Genomic DNA, 14,934 nt, shown 5'->3' on the forward strand with positions numbered 1-14,934 from the left:
ATGTAGGAATTTGAAATGCAGCGGAAATCTAATTGATCATCTCCCCCGTATTTCAAACTCCTACATTCGTAAATCAAAAAATCCCTACATGTTTTGGAATTTGTTTTTCGCATAATCCAGAAAGTATCCGAACTGCAATTCTTTTCCGGTTACCTTTTTACACAATTCATTGGAAGTATAAAATCTGCCGAAGGGATGAATGTTTGTGCGCAACCATTCCAGCAGCGGGTGGTAGTCGCCGGTGGTGATACTGGCATCAAGACCGGGTACCTGTTGTTGTGCGGCGCTGAAAAGCTGTGCGGCATAAAAGCTGCCCAGGGAATAGGTGGGGAAATAGCCAAAGCTGCCGTGTGACCAGTGAATGTCCTGTAGTACGCCCTGTACATCATCAGGCACGGTTACGTGCAGGTATTGACGGTAGTATTCATTCCAGGTGTGTTTCAGGTCTTTGGCCGCGATGCTGCCGTCCATTAATCCTTTTTCAATTTCGTAGCGGATCATGATATGAAAATGATAGGTAAGCTCGTCGGCTTCCGTACGGATCAGTGATGGCTGTACGTGATTGATAGCTTTGTAGAAGTTTGCAAGACTTACAGCGCCGAGGTTTTCGGGGAACAGCTGTTGCAGTTGCGGGTAGTGGTGCTGCCAGAAAGAGCGGCTGCGGCCTACATTATTTTCCCACAACCTGGATTGTGACTCGTGGATGCCGAGGCTGGTGGCTTCTCCGCAGGGAAGGCCGTATTGTTCAGTGGGGAGTCCCTGTTCGTAGAGGGCGTGTCCGCCTTCGTGGATGCAGCTCCAGGTCATGTTGCCGAAGTCATTTTCGTCGATGCGGGTAGTAACCCTTACATCCAGCGGGTTGAAGCTGGTGGTGAAAGGATGTTCTGAAATATCCTGGCGGCCGGCTTTGAGGTCATAGCCCATTGCTTTGAGGAGGTCTATGCCGAGTTGCCATTGTTTATCGCGGTTATAGTGTTGGAGGAGGAAGTCCTTTTTAGCAGCGGGTTGCTTTTCTATCTGCGCCAGCAAAGGAGATAACGCCTGTTTTACATCGTTGAAGATGGTGTCTAGCATGCCGGTATTGGCGCCTTTTTCATATTCATTGAGCAGGGCATTGTAGGGGTGACCTTCATATCCCAGGATGGCCGTTTCCTCTTTTTTCAGTTCAATCATTTTAGACAGTGCCGGTGCAAAGATGCTGTAGTCGTTGGCTTTGCGGGCTTTGATCCAGGCATGATAGGATTCGTTGGTGGCACGGGACATTTCGGCTACAAAGGCTGCCGGATATTTTTTATTCTTTTCATAATCTTCTGTAGACAGGGAGATATTTTTTTGTTGTACAGCATCCAGTTCGTTGCGGGTTTGCAGTTCCCGGAGGATATCGCCCAGTTCGGGCGCCGTAAACAGTTCATGCGCAATGCTGCTGAGGGTGGTGAGTTGTTGTCCTCTGAAACCGGCGCCTTTTTCGGGCAGGTATGTTTCCTGGTCCCAGCCTAAAACTGCCATCGTATTTCTTACGTCCGCAATTTTTTGCATCTTTAATTTGTATTCGTCATATAGTTCTGCTGTAGATTTGTTTCCTGGCATAACATTGTTTTTTGCAAATTTAGCAGATGACGGGAATGAACCATTAATTTCTTTGGATATGAAAATAAAAGAGGTCATACAGGCGCTTGAACAGTTTGCGCCTTTGCAATACCAGGAGAGTTATGATAATGCGGGGCTTATTTTCGGAGATGCCGGCCGTGAGGTGACCAATGTTCTCCTGACCCTGGATGCCACCGAAGAAGTGATAGACGAGGCGATTGCCAGGGGATGTAACCTGGTGGTGGCGCATCACCCGATTGTTTTCGGGGGGCTTAAAAAAATTACCGGGAACACTTATGTGGAGCGGGTGGCTATTAAGGCGATCCGGCATGAGGTGGCGGTATATGCAGCGCATACCAACCTTGACAATGTACGCAATGGCGTTTGTGCGCAGATGGCGTCACGGCTGGGATTGGAGTCATGCAGGGTATTACAGCCGAAGACCGGGTTGCTGAAGAAGTTATTCACTTTTGTGCCGCTGGCAGATATTGAGATGGTGCGTGCGGCCTTGTTTGCTGCCGGCGCCGGGGAAATCGGGAAATATAGCGAATGCAGCTTTAATGCAACAGGGCAGGGCACTTTCAAAGGCGAACAAGGCGCAGATCCTTACGTAGGTACGCCGGGGGAAAGACATTTTGAGACAGAAATCAAGTTGGAAGTAATTTTTCCGGTATATTTGGAATCCCGGATTATTCAGGCATTACTGAATAGTCATCCTTATGAGGAGGTGGCCTATGATGTGGTAAGTCTGGATAACGCTTACCAGCAGGTAGGTTCAGGGCTGGTGGGTAACTTACCCCAGGCAATGGATGAGATGGATTTCCTGCATTATGTGAAGCAGCAGTTCGGGGCAGGTTGTGTGAAGTATACGCCTTTGCGGGGTAAGGAGGTTAAAAAAGTGGCGTTATGTGGCGGTTCGGGCAGTTTCCTGTTAAAAAGGGCAATCAGTGCCGGAGCAGACGTCTACATATCATCGGATTTTAAATATCATGAATTTTTTGATGCTGAGAATCAATTAGTTATTGCAGATATCGGACATTTTGAGAGCGAGCAGTTTACAGTGGAATTATTTTATCATATATTGACTGAAAAATTCCGTAATTTTGCGCCTCTTAAATCTACGATTAAAACAAACCCGGTAAATTATTTATAATACATGGCTACCGTAAAAGAATACTCCGTTGAGGAAAAATTAGCGTCTGTGCTCAAGTTACAGAAGATTGATTCCAAACTGGATGGGATCCAGGTGCTGAAAGGGGAGTTGCCGATGGAAGTAAAGGACCTGGAAGATGAGATCGAAGGGTTGAATACCCGTCAGTCACATATCGAGAATGAAATCAAGGGTATCCAGGACTTTGTTGCCAGCAAGAAAGCTGCTATTAAAGACGCGGAAGCGTTGATAAAGAAGTACGAGAAGCAGCAGGACAATGTGAAGAACAACCGCGAGTTTGAAGCCATTACCAAGGAAATGGAAATGCAGGCACTTGAAATCAAACTGGCTGAAAAGCATATCAAGGACGCTAACGAAGAAGTAAAAGAAAAATCCCGTACGCTGGAAGTGGCTAAGAAGGCAGTTGCTGACAAAGAAACGAATCTGAAGCACAAGAAAGGCGAACTGGAAAAAATCGTTGGCGAAACTGATAAGGAAGAGAAAGCGTTCCGCAAGGAAAGTGAAGATGCCCGTACCAAAGTAGACCCCCGTTTACTGTCTGCTTACGAAAAGATCCGCAAGAACTATCGTAACGGTCTGGCTGTAGTAACTGTTGAACGCGACTCCTGCGGTGGTTGCTACAATGCAATCCCTCCTCAGCGTCAGGCGGAAATCCGTCAGCACAAGAAAATCATCGTTTGCGAACATTGTGGCCGTATCCTCGTGGATAACGATCTCGAAGCAACGATTACTATCTGATCCGGATTGGTCAGCTAATAAAAAGATTGGGAAAAGGACATCTGCGGATGTCCTTTTTTCGTGTATGCCTCCCCGTAATATAAAAATATACTAATTTATTTAGTTTTGTTTTACTAATTATATTAGCTTTGCCGCCAACACCCTTGCGCAGGTAGTATGCGTAGTAGTTCCTTTAATTTGTGGCAGGAATTTGGATGGGCATTGCAACTTTAAAAATGTGATTGTTTATTGGGATTTGTGAATTGGTTATGTGAGATTTGGCCTTTATTTCAGGAATTTTGCCCTTATGCGTATTATTTTTTCTATCGTTCTTTTACTGAGTGTAGGGTTGACAGGTAATGCACAACAGAAAGTATATGATTTTAACAATCGCTGTGAACAAGCCTATGAAGCTATTATGCAACTACGGCTAAACGCAGGGAAAGCGTTGTTGGAAACAGAAAAGAAAGAGAACCCGGATAACCTGGTTCCTTATTTTTTGGATAATTACGCTGATTTTTTTCCACTCTTCTTTAATGAAGATCCGGCGGAATATTCCCGCAAAAGAAGCATGCGGTTGTTCCGGCTGAATAAGATGGCAGAAGGTTCTCCCGATTCCCCCTATTATCTCTACACACAGGCCGCCATCAAGTTCCAGTGGGCGATGGTAAAAATAAAGTTCAATGAAAAATGGGATGCCACCTGGGAAATAAGAAAAGCTTATATCACCCTGAAAGAGAACCAGCGCAGGTTTCCGGACTTCGTTCCGAATAAACTGTTGCTGGGTGCCATGCAGACGGTATTTGGTACAATCCCCGACGGATACAAATGGATTACCAACATCCTGGGTATGAAAGGAAGTATCAAACAGGGGATGGAAAATGTGAATGCCTTTATCGAGAGCAATGCGCCGGAAGCGAGATTGTTCCGGGAAGAATCCTATTACTACTATTGTTACCTGATGCTCTTTATTGTCAACAAACCGGAAGATACCTGGGAGTTTTTACAACGTAAGCAGCTGGATACAAAGAATAATTATCTTTTTGCATTGATGGTGGCAAACCTCTCGCTCAATAACCAGAAAGCGGCTATAGGACTGAAAGTATTGCAGGAACGGGACGATAGCGCGGAGTATGCGGACATCCAGTATTACAACTATGTAATGGGACTGTTGAAACTGACAAGACTGGACCCTGATGCACATGTGTACCTGGAAAGGTTTATCAACAATTTCAAAGGTAAGTTCTATGTAAAAGAATGTTTGCAGCGGTTAAGCTGGTTCTATTACCTGGAAGGGAATCAGGCGGCGGCTAACAAGTACCGGGCGATGATCCTGACCCGTGGCGGCACAGAAACGGATGCAGACAAACAGGCCCTGAAAGAGGCGGAAGGCGGTAAATGGCCGGACCCGTTTTTACTGCGGGTACGTTTGCTGAGTGATGGCGGCTACCTGAATGAAGCCCTGAAGTTGCTGTTGACAAAAAAGGCGGCCGATTTCCATTCAATGGAAGAAAAGCTAGAATACGCTTACCGCCTGGGCCGTATCTATGATGAACTAGGGCAGGACGATAAAGCAATCGCTATGTATGACATCACCATCAAAGTAGGCGCTAACAGGCCGGAATATTATGCGGCCAGGGCATCCCTTCAAATGGGTTATATTTACGAAAAGCGGCATGAAAAGAGTAAAGCCATTCAATGTTATCAGCAATGTCTGAACATGAAAGGCCACGATTATAAAAATTCCCTGGACCAGCGGGCTAAAGCAGGTATACAGCGTGTGAACGGAACCTGACAAGGAATTCTTTAAAAGTTATTTCCTGACTTATGTTACAGCGACTCATCATTAAGAATTACGCCATTATTGAAAACCTGGAAATTGATTTCTCAGGCAACCTTAATGTAATCACCGGGGAAACAGGTGCCGGTAAATCTATCCTGTTGGGCGCACTCTCCCTTATCCTGGGAGAGCGGGCAGACCCGGGCGTACTATTTGATAAAACCCGTAAATGCGTTATAGAAGGCATCTTCAAAGTGAAAAAGTCACAGGTAGCCGCCTTCTTCCAGCGTCATGAGCTGGACCTGGAAGATCAACTGATCATTCGCCGCGAAATCAGTGCTGCCGGTAAATCGAGGGCCTTTGTAAATGATACGCCTGTAAATATTTCCCAGCTGTCGGAGCTAAGCAGCCACCTGGTTGACCTCCACCAGCAGTTTGATACACTGGACCTGGGCAACGCCGATTTTCAGCGGGAAGTAATAGACGCCCTCGTAAACAAACCAGCCGGACTACAGCAATATCACCAGGTTTACCTGCAATATGCGCAGGTACAGAAGAAATACAAACAGCTGCACGATAGCCGCGACCACGCCAACAAAGAACTTGACTACAATAAATTCCTGCTCGATGAACTGTCGGAAGCAGGCTTTGGTCCCAACGAAATTGAAGACCTGGACAGTGAGCTGCAACTCCTGACCCACGCCGAAGAAATAAAGAATACGCTGAACCGTGTTTTCTTCCAGCTGAAAGAAGACGAGCAGCCCATCCTGCAACAGATAAAACAGTTACAATCTTCCCTGCAGGGGTTATCCGCTTTCCATAAAGATGTGCCGGGCGTAGCAGCACGGTTATTATCTTCCTATCTCGAACTACAGGACATTGCAGGAGAAGTAGAAAATATTAACGACCAGGTACAATATGATGGTGTGCGCATAGAACTCGTTAATGAGCGGATGGCGCTGGGTTACCGCCTTTTAAAGAAGCATGGGTTGCATACGAGCGGTGAACTGCTGGCTTTAAAAGAGGAGCTGACCGCCAGGGTAGACAATGTGCTGAATCTTGATGAACAACTTTTATTGCTGGAACAGGAACAGGCGCAATTGCACGAAACCCTGCTGAAAGCAGCCATCGTTATTTCCGCAGAAAGACAGGCGCAGGCGGCGCCTTTTGAGAAAAAGGTAAATACCCTGCTGGCCCAGGTAGGGATGCCAAATGCCAGGCTGAAAGTAGCCCTTACGGAGGGAGAACTGAACCCCTACGGGCATGATACCATCGAATTTCTGTTTGATGCCAATAAGAGCAACCAGTTTGCACCGGTGGGGAAAGTAGCTTCCGGCGGGGAATTGAGCCGGCTGATGTTGTGCATCAAATCGCTGGTGGCAAAGTCGGTAGCCCTTCCTACGCTGATCTTTGATGAGATAGATACCGGTATTTCCGGTGAAGCGGCCCGGCAGGTAGGAATTATCCTGAAAGATCTGGCCAAAGCGCACCAGATCATCTGTATCACTCATCAGCCGCAGATAGCGGGGAAAGCGGATGCGCACTACTTTGTATATAAAGATGCCAAGGCAGATAAAGTAACTACCAGCGTACGTTTGTTGTCGCAGGAAGAGCGGATCGACAAAATAGCGCAGATGCTGAGTGGGGAGAAGCCTACCGCCGCTGCCCTGGAAAACGCCCGGGAAATGGTCAGATAAGACGATTAATAGTGGCTTTTAGCCATCCTTTAGTGTATCTTACCAGTGGGCAGGGCCAAAAGCCCTACTTAATAACTTTTTTTTTCAACTATAACGACTATTTTTGCCGAAATTAATTTTGACCACATGGCTCATAACTTATTAAAAGGGAAGAAAGGTATCATCTTTGGCGCACTGGACGAAAAGTCTATAGCTTGGAGAACTGCACTGCGTTGTGTGGAAGAAGGCGCTGAAATTGTGCTTACCAATGCTCCTATTGCCCTGCGTATGGGTGAGATCAACAAACTTGCTGAAACGTGTAAGGCACCGGTTATTCCGGCGGATGTTACCAATATGGATGATCTGGCTAACCTGTTCAACAAATCCATGGAACATTTTGGTGGCAAAGTGGACTTTGTACTGCATTCCGTGGCAATGGGTATGAATATCCGTAAAGGCAGAAGCTATACCGACCTGGATTACGATTTCAATCATAAAACATTCGATATCTCCGCAATGTCGCTGCACCGGGTATTGCAAACAGCTTACAAGCTGGATGCGCTGAACGAGTGGGCGTCTGTAATTGCGCTGTCATACATTGCCTCACAGAGGGTATTCCCTGACTACGGCGAAATGGCGGATGCCAAAGCACTGCTGGAATCTATTGCCCGCAGCTTCGGCTACCACTATGGTACCCACAAGAAAGTACGTGTAAACACGATCTCTCAGTCTCCGGTAAAAACTACTGCTGGTGGTGGTGTGAAAGGTTTTGACGGCTTTATGGCTTATGCAGACAAGATGAGCCCATTAGGCAATGCTACTACCGATGAATGTGCCAACTACGCCGTGGCCATGTTCTCTGACCTCACCAAAATGGTGACCATGCAGAACCTGTTCCATGATGGCGGCTTCTCATTTACCGGCGTATCCAAGCCAGTGATTGATCAGATGGACAAATAATAACCATTTAGTCATTTAATTATTTAGAGATGTAGCTATTTTGTTTCAGTGGTATATCATCCTTTGAAACAAAATAGCTACATCTCTAAATAATTAAATGACTAAATAAAAAGGCCGTTACCAGTTGTTGGTAACGGCTTAATTTTTTTATCAGGCATAGGATGCCTGGGATGGCAGGCAGCCTGCAATCGGGCTAATATTCGTCTTCGTTGAAGAAGAAGTCGTCCTGAGACGGATAATCAGACCAGATATCTTCAATCCCCTCATAAATTTCTCCCTCGTCTTCCAGCTCCTGTAAGTTCTCGATTACTTCGATCGGTGCACCGGAACGAATAGCGTAATCAATGAGTTCATCTTTCGTAGCTGGCCATGGAGCGTCCTCCAGGTATGAAGCTAATTCTAATGTCCAGTACATCTTATTAAAATTTTTACTTTTTAATTTTCCGCAAAAGTATTATTTAATTTGAAATAAACAACTTTTACTATTTTTATCGGTTAATTACTTTTCTTTGGGTTATGCTAACCGCTCGCAATGTTACCAAAAATTATTCCAACTTACCTATTTTAAAGGGGGTCGACATTACTGTCAGTAAAGGGGAAATTGTCACCATCGTTGGATCGTCAGGCGCCGGCAAAAGCACCTTGTTGCATATACTCGGAACCCTGGATATGCCCACTACGGGCGAAGTTTGGCTGAATGATGTCAATCTGACCGGTTTAAAGGGTAATACCCTCGCCGATTTCAGGAACCGTCATATTGGCTTCATTTTCCAGTTCCATCACCTGTTACCGGAATTTTCCGCACTCGAAAATATCAGTATCCCCGGTTATATTGCCGGTACCAAAAAAAAGGATGTAAAGGAAAAAGCCATCTTCCTGCTGGAAACGCTCGGCCTGCAGGACCGGATGGAGCATAAACCCAATGCCCTCTCCGGCGGAGAGCAGCAGCGTGTAGCCGTGGCCCGCGCCCTGATCAATAATCCCGATGTAGTGATGGCAGACGAACCAACCGGTAACCTGGACTCCCGCAACGCCCGGGAACTGCATAACCTGTTCCTGGAACTGCGCGACAAATTTCAGCAAACCTTTATCATCGTTACCCATAACGAAGAACTGGCCCCGCTCAGCGACCGGCAACTCCTGATGAAAGACGGGAAGATTATTTAGGGATTTTTTGATTTACGTATTTAGGAATTTGAAATGCAGCGGAGATATGATTTGTTGATAAAATCAAAAAAATTCATTGTGCGCGTATAATCGATTTCCCGGCGATTACAAACACCGGCTCCTGGGGGGAGGGGTGAAGTGTGGCCAGGCCGGTAAAGTGCCCGAAAGCGGGTAAAATGCCGCAATGCCGGCCAAAATAAAAGCAGGGTAGCCGAAGCCTTTGCCTGGCAACCCCTTCCATGATAATGCCGGGGTGCAGGTGCCCGGAAAACGTATATCGATACCCGTTATCTTCCCCGCAAGGCTCATGAATGAAGTGGATGCCCTTTACAGTAAGGGTGGCATGGGTGTTTATTCCGATCTCCCCATACACATCTTCCGGCATAATATCATGGTTGCCTTTTACGAGGTCTATCCGGATGTGCGGGAATTGTCCGCGCCACAGCCTGAAATACTGCACTTCGTTGTTCTCCCTGCTGTGAAACATATCGCCTACAATAATGATCCTGGCTGGCAGGAAGCGGGTAATCAGCTGTTGCAGCCGGAAAAGATCTTCCTGTACAATACCCGCTGGTACAGCAATGCCGGCTTTGCGGAAATGAGCAGCCTTTCCCAGATGCAGATCTGAAAGGATCAATGCTTTTTCTTCTTCCCAGAAAATTGCCCGCTCGGGCAACAAATGCCAATGCTGCTCCTGAAAATGAAATATTTCCGCCACCACTACATCTACTGTTTTTAATTGAGCTGCAAATTATTAATTCTTAGCCGTTGACCGCAATCAATTTTTTAATCCGGTCTTCCAGCTTTTCGCTGGTCATGGTATCCCGCAGGCTGTCTACTTTGATAGGGAAACAGAAAGGCGTAAGTTTTTTGGGAGATGTGATTACAATTTTACTTTGTCCGATCCGCTCCAGGGTTTCACGAAGCCGGGCTTCTTCCATCTGGTAAAAGAAGGCTTCGTTGAACGCCTGTTTCAGTAACAGGTTTTGCGGATCATAATCTTTGAATACATTGAACAACAGTGATGATGACGACTGCAAGTGCCTGTTGGCCTTGTGTTTGCCGGGATAGCCCTGGAAGATCAGCCCTGCAATCACCGCAATGTCGCGGAATTTGCGGCGGGCCATTTCCGTGGCGTTGACACTGGTCTGTAATTCCAGCAGCAGGTTATCTGTAGAGAACAATGCCTGCACATTGTCGTCGGTAACGGGAATCGGCTGATCAGACAACAATTCAAAACCATAATCATTCATCGCAATAGAGAAGGTGATGGGCTGTATACGGCTGATCCGGTAGGCCAGCAGCGCCGCCATTACTTCGTGTACCAGCCTGCCTTCGAACGGATATACGAAAAGATGGAAGCCGTCTTTTGTCTGTATTTCTTCTATCAGCAGTTCATCATCTTTTGGAATATGCGAGAGCTCTTTCTGCCGGTTGAATAAGGGCTGTAACGCAATCAGCTCCGGATCAGTTGTTACCCCGGACAGCGCCTCATTGAATTTCTGCCGCAACATTCTACCCAGGTTGGATGACAGCGGAATGCGGCCTCCCTGGTAACTGGGTACAATGGTACGTTTGGCGTTGGACTTCCGTACCAGTACCGTCATGTCTTTGATCAGCACAAATTCCAGGTTACGGCCGGCGAGTGTGAAGCTGTCGCCGGGTTGCAGGCGGGAGATGAAGCTTTCTTCGATCACACCGATGTAACCACCTGTCATGAATTTTACTTTGAGCATGGCATCACTAACGATGGTGCCTATATGCAAACGGTGGCGCATGGCCAGCATGCGGCTTCTGCAAATATAAAAGTCACCTTCGCGTTCCAGCTTTTTAAACTCATCGTAGACGGCCAGTGCATCGCCGCCGGTTGTTAAAAAGGAGAGTATCCATTGCCAGTCGTCTGCTGTAATAGCCTGGTAGCAAAAGGTATGGCGTACTTCTTCCCAGATCTGCGGTGCATGAAAACCATCAGATACGGCGAGTGACATCAGGTATTGCAACAACACATCGTAAGCAAGCAAAACCGGCATGCGGCTTTCTACAAGGTCCTCTTCCATTGCTGCTTTCAGGGCGGCTGCTTCTACCAGCTCCAGCGCATGCGTAGGCAGGAAAAAGATCCTGCTGACGGCGCCGGGCTGATGACCGCTGCGCCCTGCCCGTTGAAGAAAACGCGCCACTCCTTTGGGGCTGCCCACCTGGATCACATTATCTACCGGCCTGAAATCCACGCCCAGATCCAGGCTGGCCGTACACACCACCGCTTTGAGAATGCCGTTATGCAATGCTTCTTCCACCCAGATCCGCAGCTCCATATCGATGGAGCCATGGTGTAAAGCCAGTACGCCAGCCAGCATGGGGTCTTCCCGCAGGAGCGACTGGTACCATATTTCAGACTGGGAGCGTGTATTGGTAAAGATGAGCGTGGTCTGACTAGCCTCGATGATAGGCAATGCCTGCGGCAACATTTTAGTGCCGAGATGCCCGGCCCATGGATAGTTTTCCATTTCATGCGGAATCACGCTTTTAAGAACGATGTTCTTTTTTAGTTTTGAACGGATGATAATACCGTTATTGTGAGAGGGGCCCAGCAACACTTCCAGGGCTTCGTCGAGGTTGCCGATGGTAGCAGAAATCCCCCATATTTTTAATGGCGGTCTGCCTGCCTGCAGCGTTAATCCTTTGAGACGGCTCAGTCCCAGTTCGGTCATCACGCCGCGTTTGCTGCCTATCAGCTCATGCCATTCATCTACGACTACGGTGTGCAGGTGTTTGAATACAGTGGGATATTCTTTCTGTGCCAGCAGCAGGTGCAGGCTTTCCGGGGTGATGATCAGTACTTCCGGCATCTGCTTTTTTTGTTGCGCTCGGGTAGCTACCGGCGTATCCCCGCTACGGATGCCTACCTGCCAGGCGATATCCAGCTCCTGTAAAACGGCTTCCATTGCCCTTCCCAGGTCTTTTGCCAGCGCACGCAGCGGCGTGATCCACAGTAATTGTAAGCCGTTTTTTGTTTTATGGTGATAGTCTTTTGGGTGGGCGTCGATCCATGCAATCACCGCACCCAGGAAAAGAGAGAACGTTTTGCCGAAGCCGGTGGGTGCATTCACGAGTCCTGATTGTCCCTGCAGATAAGCCTTCCAGGCATCTTCCTGGAATTTGAAAGGCTTTTGTTCTTTGTCAGCCAGCCATTTGATAACCACTTTCCAGCCCTGAGAGCGTTGTTGCATAGTATTGAAATTAGGACAAAATGCTGAATCGTTTATTTTTGTGGCATGCTCGCAAAATTCTTTCAGCTTTCAGCGCATAATACCACCGTTAAGAAAGAGGTATTGGCAGGTTTGACCACCTTCTCTACGATGGCTTATATCCTGGCGGTAAACCCCAGTATATTATCCCGGACAGGAATGGATTTTAATGCGCTGATCACCGCCACTGCATTGGCAGCCGCTATTGGTACGCTGGTGATGGCGCTGTATGCGAAGCTCCCGATAGGGGTAGCGCCGGGCATGGGATTGAATGCTTTCTTTGCCTATACCATTGTTGCATCTATGGGATATAGCTGGCAATTTGCACTCACGGCGGTTTTCCTGGAAGGGATCATCTTTATATTCCTATCACTTTTCCGGATCCGGGAAGCGATCATTAATAGTATTCCTGAAAACCTGAAGCATGCCATCTCTGTGGGCATAGGATTGCTGATCGCACTGATTGGGATGGCCAATGCAGGCATTATAGAAACGGGTATGCACCATGTGGGCGATGGCAGGCTGGATGGTGTGATCCTGAAAATGGGCGACATTACCAGCATGGGCCCCATGATTGCTTTAACAGGATTGATTGTAAGCGCCGTATTGATGTACCGGAAAGTAAATGCAGCTTTGCTGATAGGCATTCTGGCAGCTACATTGATCGGTATTCCTATGGGTATCACGCATCTGCCGGCAGGACATCTTATCAGTTTGCCGCCTTCCCTGGCGCCGATAGCTTTCAAGCTGGAATTCAACCGGATCTTTACGCTGGATATGGTGGTGATCTTATTCACCCTGTTGATGGTAAACCTGTTTGATACCGTTGGTACTTTGATCGGCTTATGTAACAAGGCGGGATTACTGGATGCAAACGGGTGTTTGCCACGTGCCAAGCAGGCGCTTATGGCTGATGCGGTAGGCACTACCGCTGCGGGTTTGCTGGGCACCAGCGTAGTGACTGCCTACGTGGAAAGTGCGAGTGGCATTGCCGCCGGTGGTAAAACAGGGCTCACCTCTCTGACAGTTGCCATCATGTTCTTACTGGCATTATTCTTTGCACCGGTATTTGCCATGATCCCCCAAGCGGCTACCGCACCGGCTTTGATCATAGTCGGTATGTTGATGATGGGGGCTGTTACCAAAATAGATTTCAATGATGTGACGGAAGCCATACCGGCTTTCCTCGCCATTGTAATGATGCCGTACACTTACAGCATTGCAGAAGGGATTGTATTTGGGATGTTGTCCTACGTACTCCTGAAAGTATTAACAGGACAGTACAAAACGATCAGTCCTGTGATGTATGTATTGGCAGGATTATTTATCGTTACATTCCTGGTAAAATAATTATTCTTTTAAAGAGACGTTATTATCATCTACGCTCAACGTGTGCATCATACCGCATTTGAGGGCGTAGTTATTTTTCTGATGCCCTACCGGAAAATTAAAGCATACAGGATACCGGAAGTCTTTCACTTTTTCCAGTACGAGATCGTACACCGATTTGCCAAATTCTTCACCCGGATCATCGGGCTTGATCCTGTTAAACCCGCCAATGATGAGGCCTGCGAGGTTGTCCAGTTTATGGGAACGTTGTAAGGTGCCCAACATACGATCCAGGCTATACAGGTATTCGCCCACTTCTTCGAGAAATAATATTTTGCCGTTGGTATCTATTTCTGAATCTGTAGCAGACATACTCTGGATGATAGAAAGATTACCGCCTGTGAGTACGCCGCGGGCAGTGCCTTTGCGGTTGTTGGGATCGGGTGCGGCGCTGTACTGCATCTTTTTACCGGTGAGTGCCTGGTAGATAGACATGATCGTATCCTGCACGATTGGTTCTGATTTGTTGAAATCATCCGGGAAACTGTTGCACATTTTTGAATGCAGGGAGGCGATGCCAAAGTGCCTGCTGATGTGGCAATGCAATACGGTTGCATCGCTGAAACCGATCACCCATTTGGGTTTATTCCTGAATTTTGAGAAATCGAGTTTGTCGATGATCCTTGCTGTACCATAGCCACCACGGCCACACATAATGGCTTTGATGTTATTGTCATCCAGCATGGCCTGCATGTCCTGCCATCTTTCTGTATCGGTGCCGCCGAAGCTGTAATCACGGGCGCCTACGGTTTTGCCTATACGAATATTAAACCCCCAGCGTTCCATGATACGGATGGCCGCCTGAATTTCATCTCTCTTTATATATCCGGCGGGACAGGTAATACCGATGGTATCGCCGGGTCTGAGATAGGGTGGTACCAAAGGTTCTTTAGCTGCCGGTGCAGCAGCAGCGCCTATAGCAGCAAGACTTTGCAGGGCGGGTAAACCTGCGCCCGCAGTAAGTATGGATGACAGGAAATGCTTGCGGTTCATGCAATTAAAGTAAGCATTATTTGGCAAACGCGCTATGGGATCAAAGTAAAATTATCAGCCCACCAGGGAATTTATTCCCTGATGGACTGTAGTGGGGATGAATGGATGAAGGCCGGCTGTTTTCTGTTAGCAGCCATACAAATAGCATTTCCCATGCTGTGATAATTGTGCTTTGAAAAATACGTTTATAGGTTACCGTAGTAATACGTTGCTGGTGTAAAAATAGGTGGGTAAATGTTAAGGAAATCC

General features: G+C 47.3%; 12 protein-coding genes. 7 read left to right on the plus strand and 5 right to left on the minus strand.

Features of this window, described 5'->3' with window-relative positions; all coding sequences use genetic code 11:
- Positions 1-84 precede the first annotated feature (84 nt).
- A complete protein-coding gene (locus ABQ275_RS01870) occupies positions 85-1,587 on the minus strand; it encodes a carboxypeptidase M32 (protein ID WP_349316568.1) in 1,503 nt (500 codons plus the stop codon).
- A gap of 58 nt (positions 1,588-1,645) precedes the next feature.
- Here ABQ275_RS01870 and ABQ275_RS01875 point away from each other — a divergent pair, with 58 nt between their 5' ends.
- The 5 genes from ABQ275_RS01875 to ABQ275_RS01895 all read left to right on the plus strand — a co-directional run bounded on the left by ABQ275_RS01875 (position 1,646) and on the right by ABQ275_RS01895 (position 7,891).
- The gene (locus ABQ275_RS01875) at positions 1,646-2,740 is read left to right on the plus strand and encodes a Nif3-like dinuclear metal center hexameric protein (RefSeq protein WP_349316569.1); all 1,095 of its coding nucleotides are present in this window, start codon (positions 1,646-1,648) and stop codon (positions 2,738-2,740) included.
- A gap of 48 nt (positions 2,741-2,788) precedes the next feature.
- Positions 2,789-3,496, plus strand: a complete 708-nt coding sequence (locus tag ABQ275_RS01880; RefSeq protein ID WP_349316570.1) for a C4-type zinc ribbon domain-containing protein — start codon at positions 2,789-2,791, stop codon at positions 3,494-3,496.
- A 286-nt stretch (positions 3,497-3,782) separates the two neighbouring features.
- Positions 3,783-5,270, plus strand: a complete 1,488-nt coding sequence (locus ABQ275_RS01885; RefSeq protein WP_349316571.1) for a tetratricopeptide repeat protein — start codon at positions 3,783-3,785, stop codon at positions 5,268-5,270.
- 32 nt (positions 5,271-5,302) lie between these two features.
- The gene (gene recN / locus ABQ275_RS01890) at positions 5,303-6,952 is read left to right on the plus strand and encodes a DNA repair protein RecN (RefSeq protein ID WP_349316572.1); all 1,650 of its coding nucleotides are present in this window, start codon (positions 5,303-5,305) and stop codon (positions 6,950-6,952) included.
- A gap of 126 nt (positions 6,953-7,078) precedes the next feature.
- Positions 7,079-7,891 carry an SDR family oxidoreductase gene (locus tag ABQ275_RS01895; RefSeq protein ID WP_349316573.1) on the plus strand — a complete coding sequence of 271 codons (813 nt, stop codon included), beginning with the start codon at positions 7,079-7,081 and terminating at the stop codon, positions 7,889-7,891.
- Positions 7,892-8,084: 193 nt separating this feature from the next.
- Here the strand turns inward: ABQ275_RS01895 and ABQ275_RS01900 are convergent, their stop codons facing one another.
- Positions 8,085-8,306, minus strand: a complete 222-nt coding sequence (locus ABQ275_RS01900) for a DUF2795 domain-containing protein (protein ID WP_012794455.1) — start codon at positions 8,304-8,306, stop codon at positions 8,085-8,087.
- A gap of 101 nt (positions 8,307-8,407) precedes the next feature.
- On the opposite strand from ABQ275_RS01900, the gene ABQ275_RS01905 reads away from it, so the two are divergent.
- Positions 8,408-9,058 carry an ABC transporter ATP-binding protein gene (locus ABQ275_RS01905; protein WP_349316574.1) on the plus strand — a complete coding sequence of 217 codons (651 nt, stop codon included), beginning with the start codon at positions 8,408-8,410 and terminating at the stop codon, positions 9,056-9,058.
- Between the two features lie 73 nt (positions 9,059-9,131).
- Here ABQ275_RS01905 and pdeM read toward each other — a convergent pair whose 3' ends face one another.
- Both pdeM and ABQ275_RS01915 read right to left on the minus strand, forming a co-directional pair.
- On the minus strand, positions 9,132-9,776 hold the full coding sequence (gene pdeM / locus ABQ275_RS01910) for a ligase-associated DNA damage response endonuclease PdeM (protein ID WP_349316575.1): 645 nt from the start codon (positions 9,774-9,776) through the stop codon (positions 9,132-9,134).
- A 43-nt stretch (positions 9,777-9,819) separates the two neighbouring features.
- Positions 9,820-12,285 (minus strand): ligase-associated DNA damage response DEXH box helicase, encoded by a 2,466-nt coding sequence (locus tag ABQ275_RS01915; RefSeq protein ID WP_349316576.1) that lies wholly within the window; start codon positions 12,283-12,285, stop codon positions 9,820-9,822.
- 45 nt (positions 12,286-12,330) lie between these two features.
- On the opposite strand from ABQ275_RS01915, the gene ABQ275_RS01920 reads away from it, so the two are divergent.
- Entirely contained in the window at positions 12,331-13,653 is a 1,323-nt protein-coding gene (locus tag ABQ275_RS01920) for an NCS2 family permease (RefSeq protein WP_349316577.1), read from the plus strand.
- Here the strand turns inward: ABQ275_RS01920 and ABQ275_RS01925 are convergent, their stop codons facing one another.
- Positions 13,654-14,685 (minus strand): LD-carboxypeptidase, encoded by a 1,032-nt coding sequence (locus ABQ275_RS01925; RefSeq protein WP_349316578.1) that lies wholly within the window; start codon positions 14,683-14,685, stop codon positions 13,654-13,656.
- Positions 14,686-14,934 lie beyond the last annotated feature (249 nt).

It is taken from the genome of Chitinophaga sp. MM2321, from assembly GCF_964033635.1.
Taxonomy (GTDB): Bacteria; Bacteroidota; Bacteroidia; order Chitinophagales; family Chitinophagaceae; genus Chitinophaga.

Coding starts and splice junctions, on each gene's coding strand:
- ABQ275_RS01870 (WP_349316568.1), bottom strand. CDS start 1,587: ATGCCAGGAAACAAATCTACAGCAGAACTATATGACGAATACAAATTA.
- ABQ275_RS01875 (WP_349316569.1), top strand. CDS start 1,646: ATGAAAATAAAAGAGGTCATACAGGCGCTTGAACAGTTTGCGCCTTTG.
- ABQ275_RS01885 (WP_349316571.1), top strand. CDS start 3,783: ATGCGTATTATTTTTTCTATCGTTCTTTTACTGAGTGTAGGGTTGACA.
- recN (WP_349316572.1), top strand. CDS start 5,303: ATGTTACAGCGACTCATCATTAAGAATTACGCCATTATTGAAAACCTG.
- ABQ275_RS01895 (WP_349316573.1), top strand. CDS start 7,079: ATGGCTCATAACTTATTAAAAGGGAAGAAAGGTATCATCTTTGGCGCA.
- ABQ275_RS01900 (WP_012794455.1), bottom strand. CDS start 8,306: ATGTACTGGACATTAGAATTAGCTTCATACCTGGAGGACGCTCCATGG.
- ABQ275_RS01905 (WP_349316574.1), top strand. CDS start 8,408: ATGCTAACCGCTCGCAATGTTACCAAAAATTATTCCAACTTACCTATT.
- ABQ275_RS01915 (WP_349316576.1), bottom strand. CDS start 12,285: ATGCAACAACGCTCTCAGGGCTGGAAAGTGGTTATCAAATGGCTGGCT.
- ABQ275_RS01920 (WP_349316577.1), top strand. CDS start 12,331: ATGCTCGCAAAATTCTTTCAGCTTTCAGCGCATAATACCACCGTTAAG.
- ABQ275_RS01925 (WP_349316578.1), bottom strand. CDS start 14,685: ATGAACCGCAAGCATTTCCTGTCATCCATACTTACTGCGGGCGCAGGT.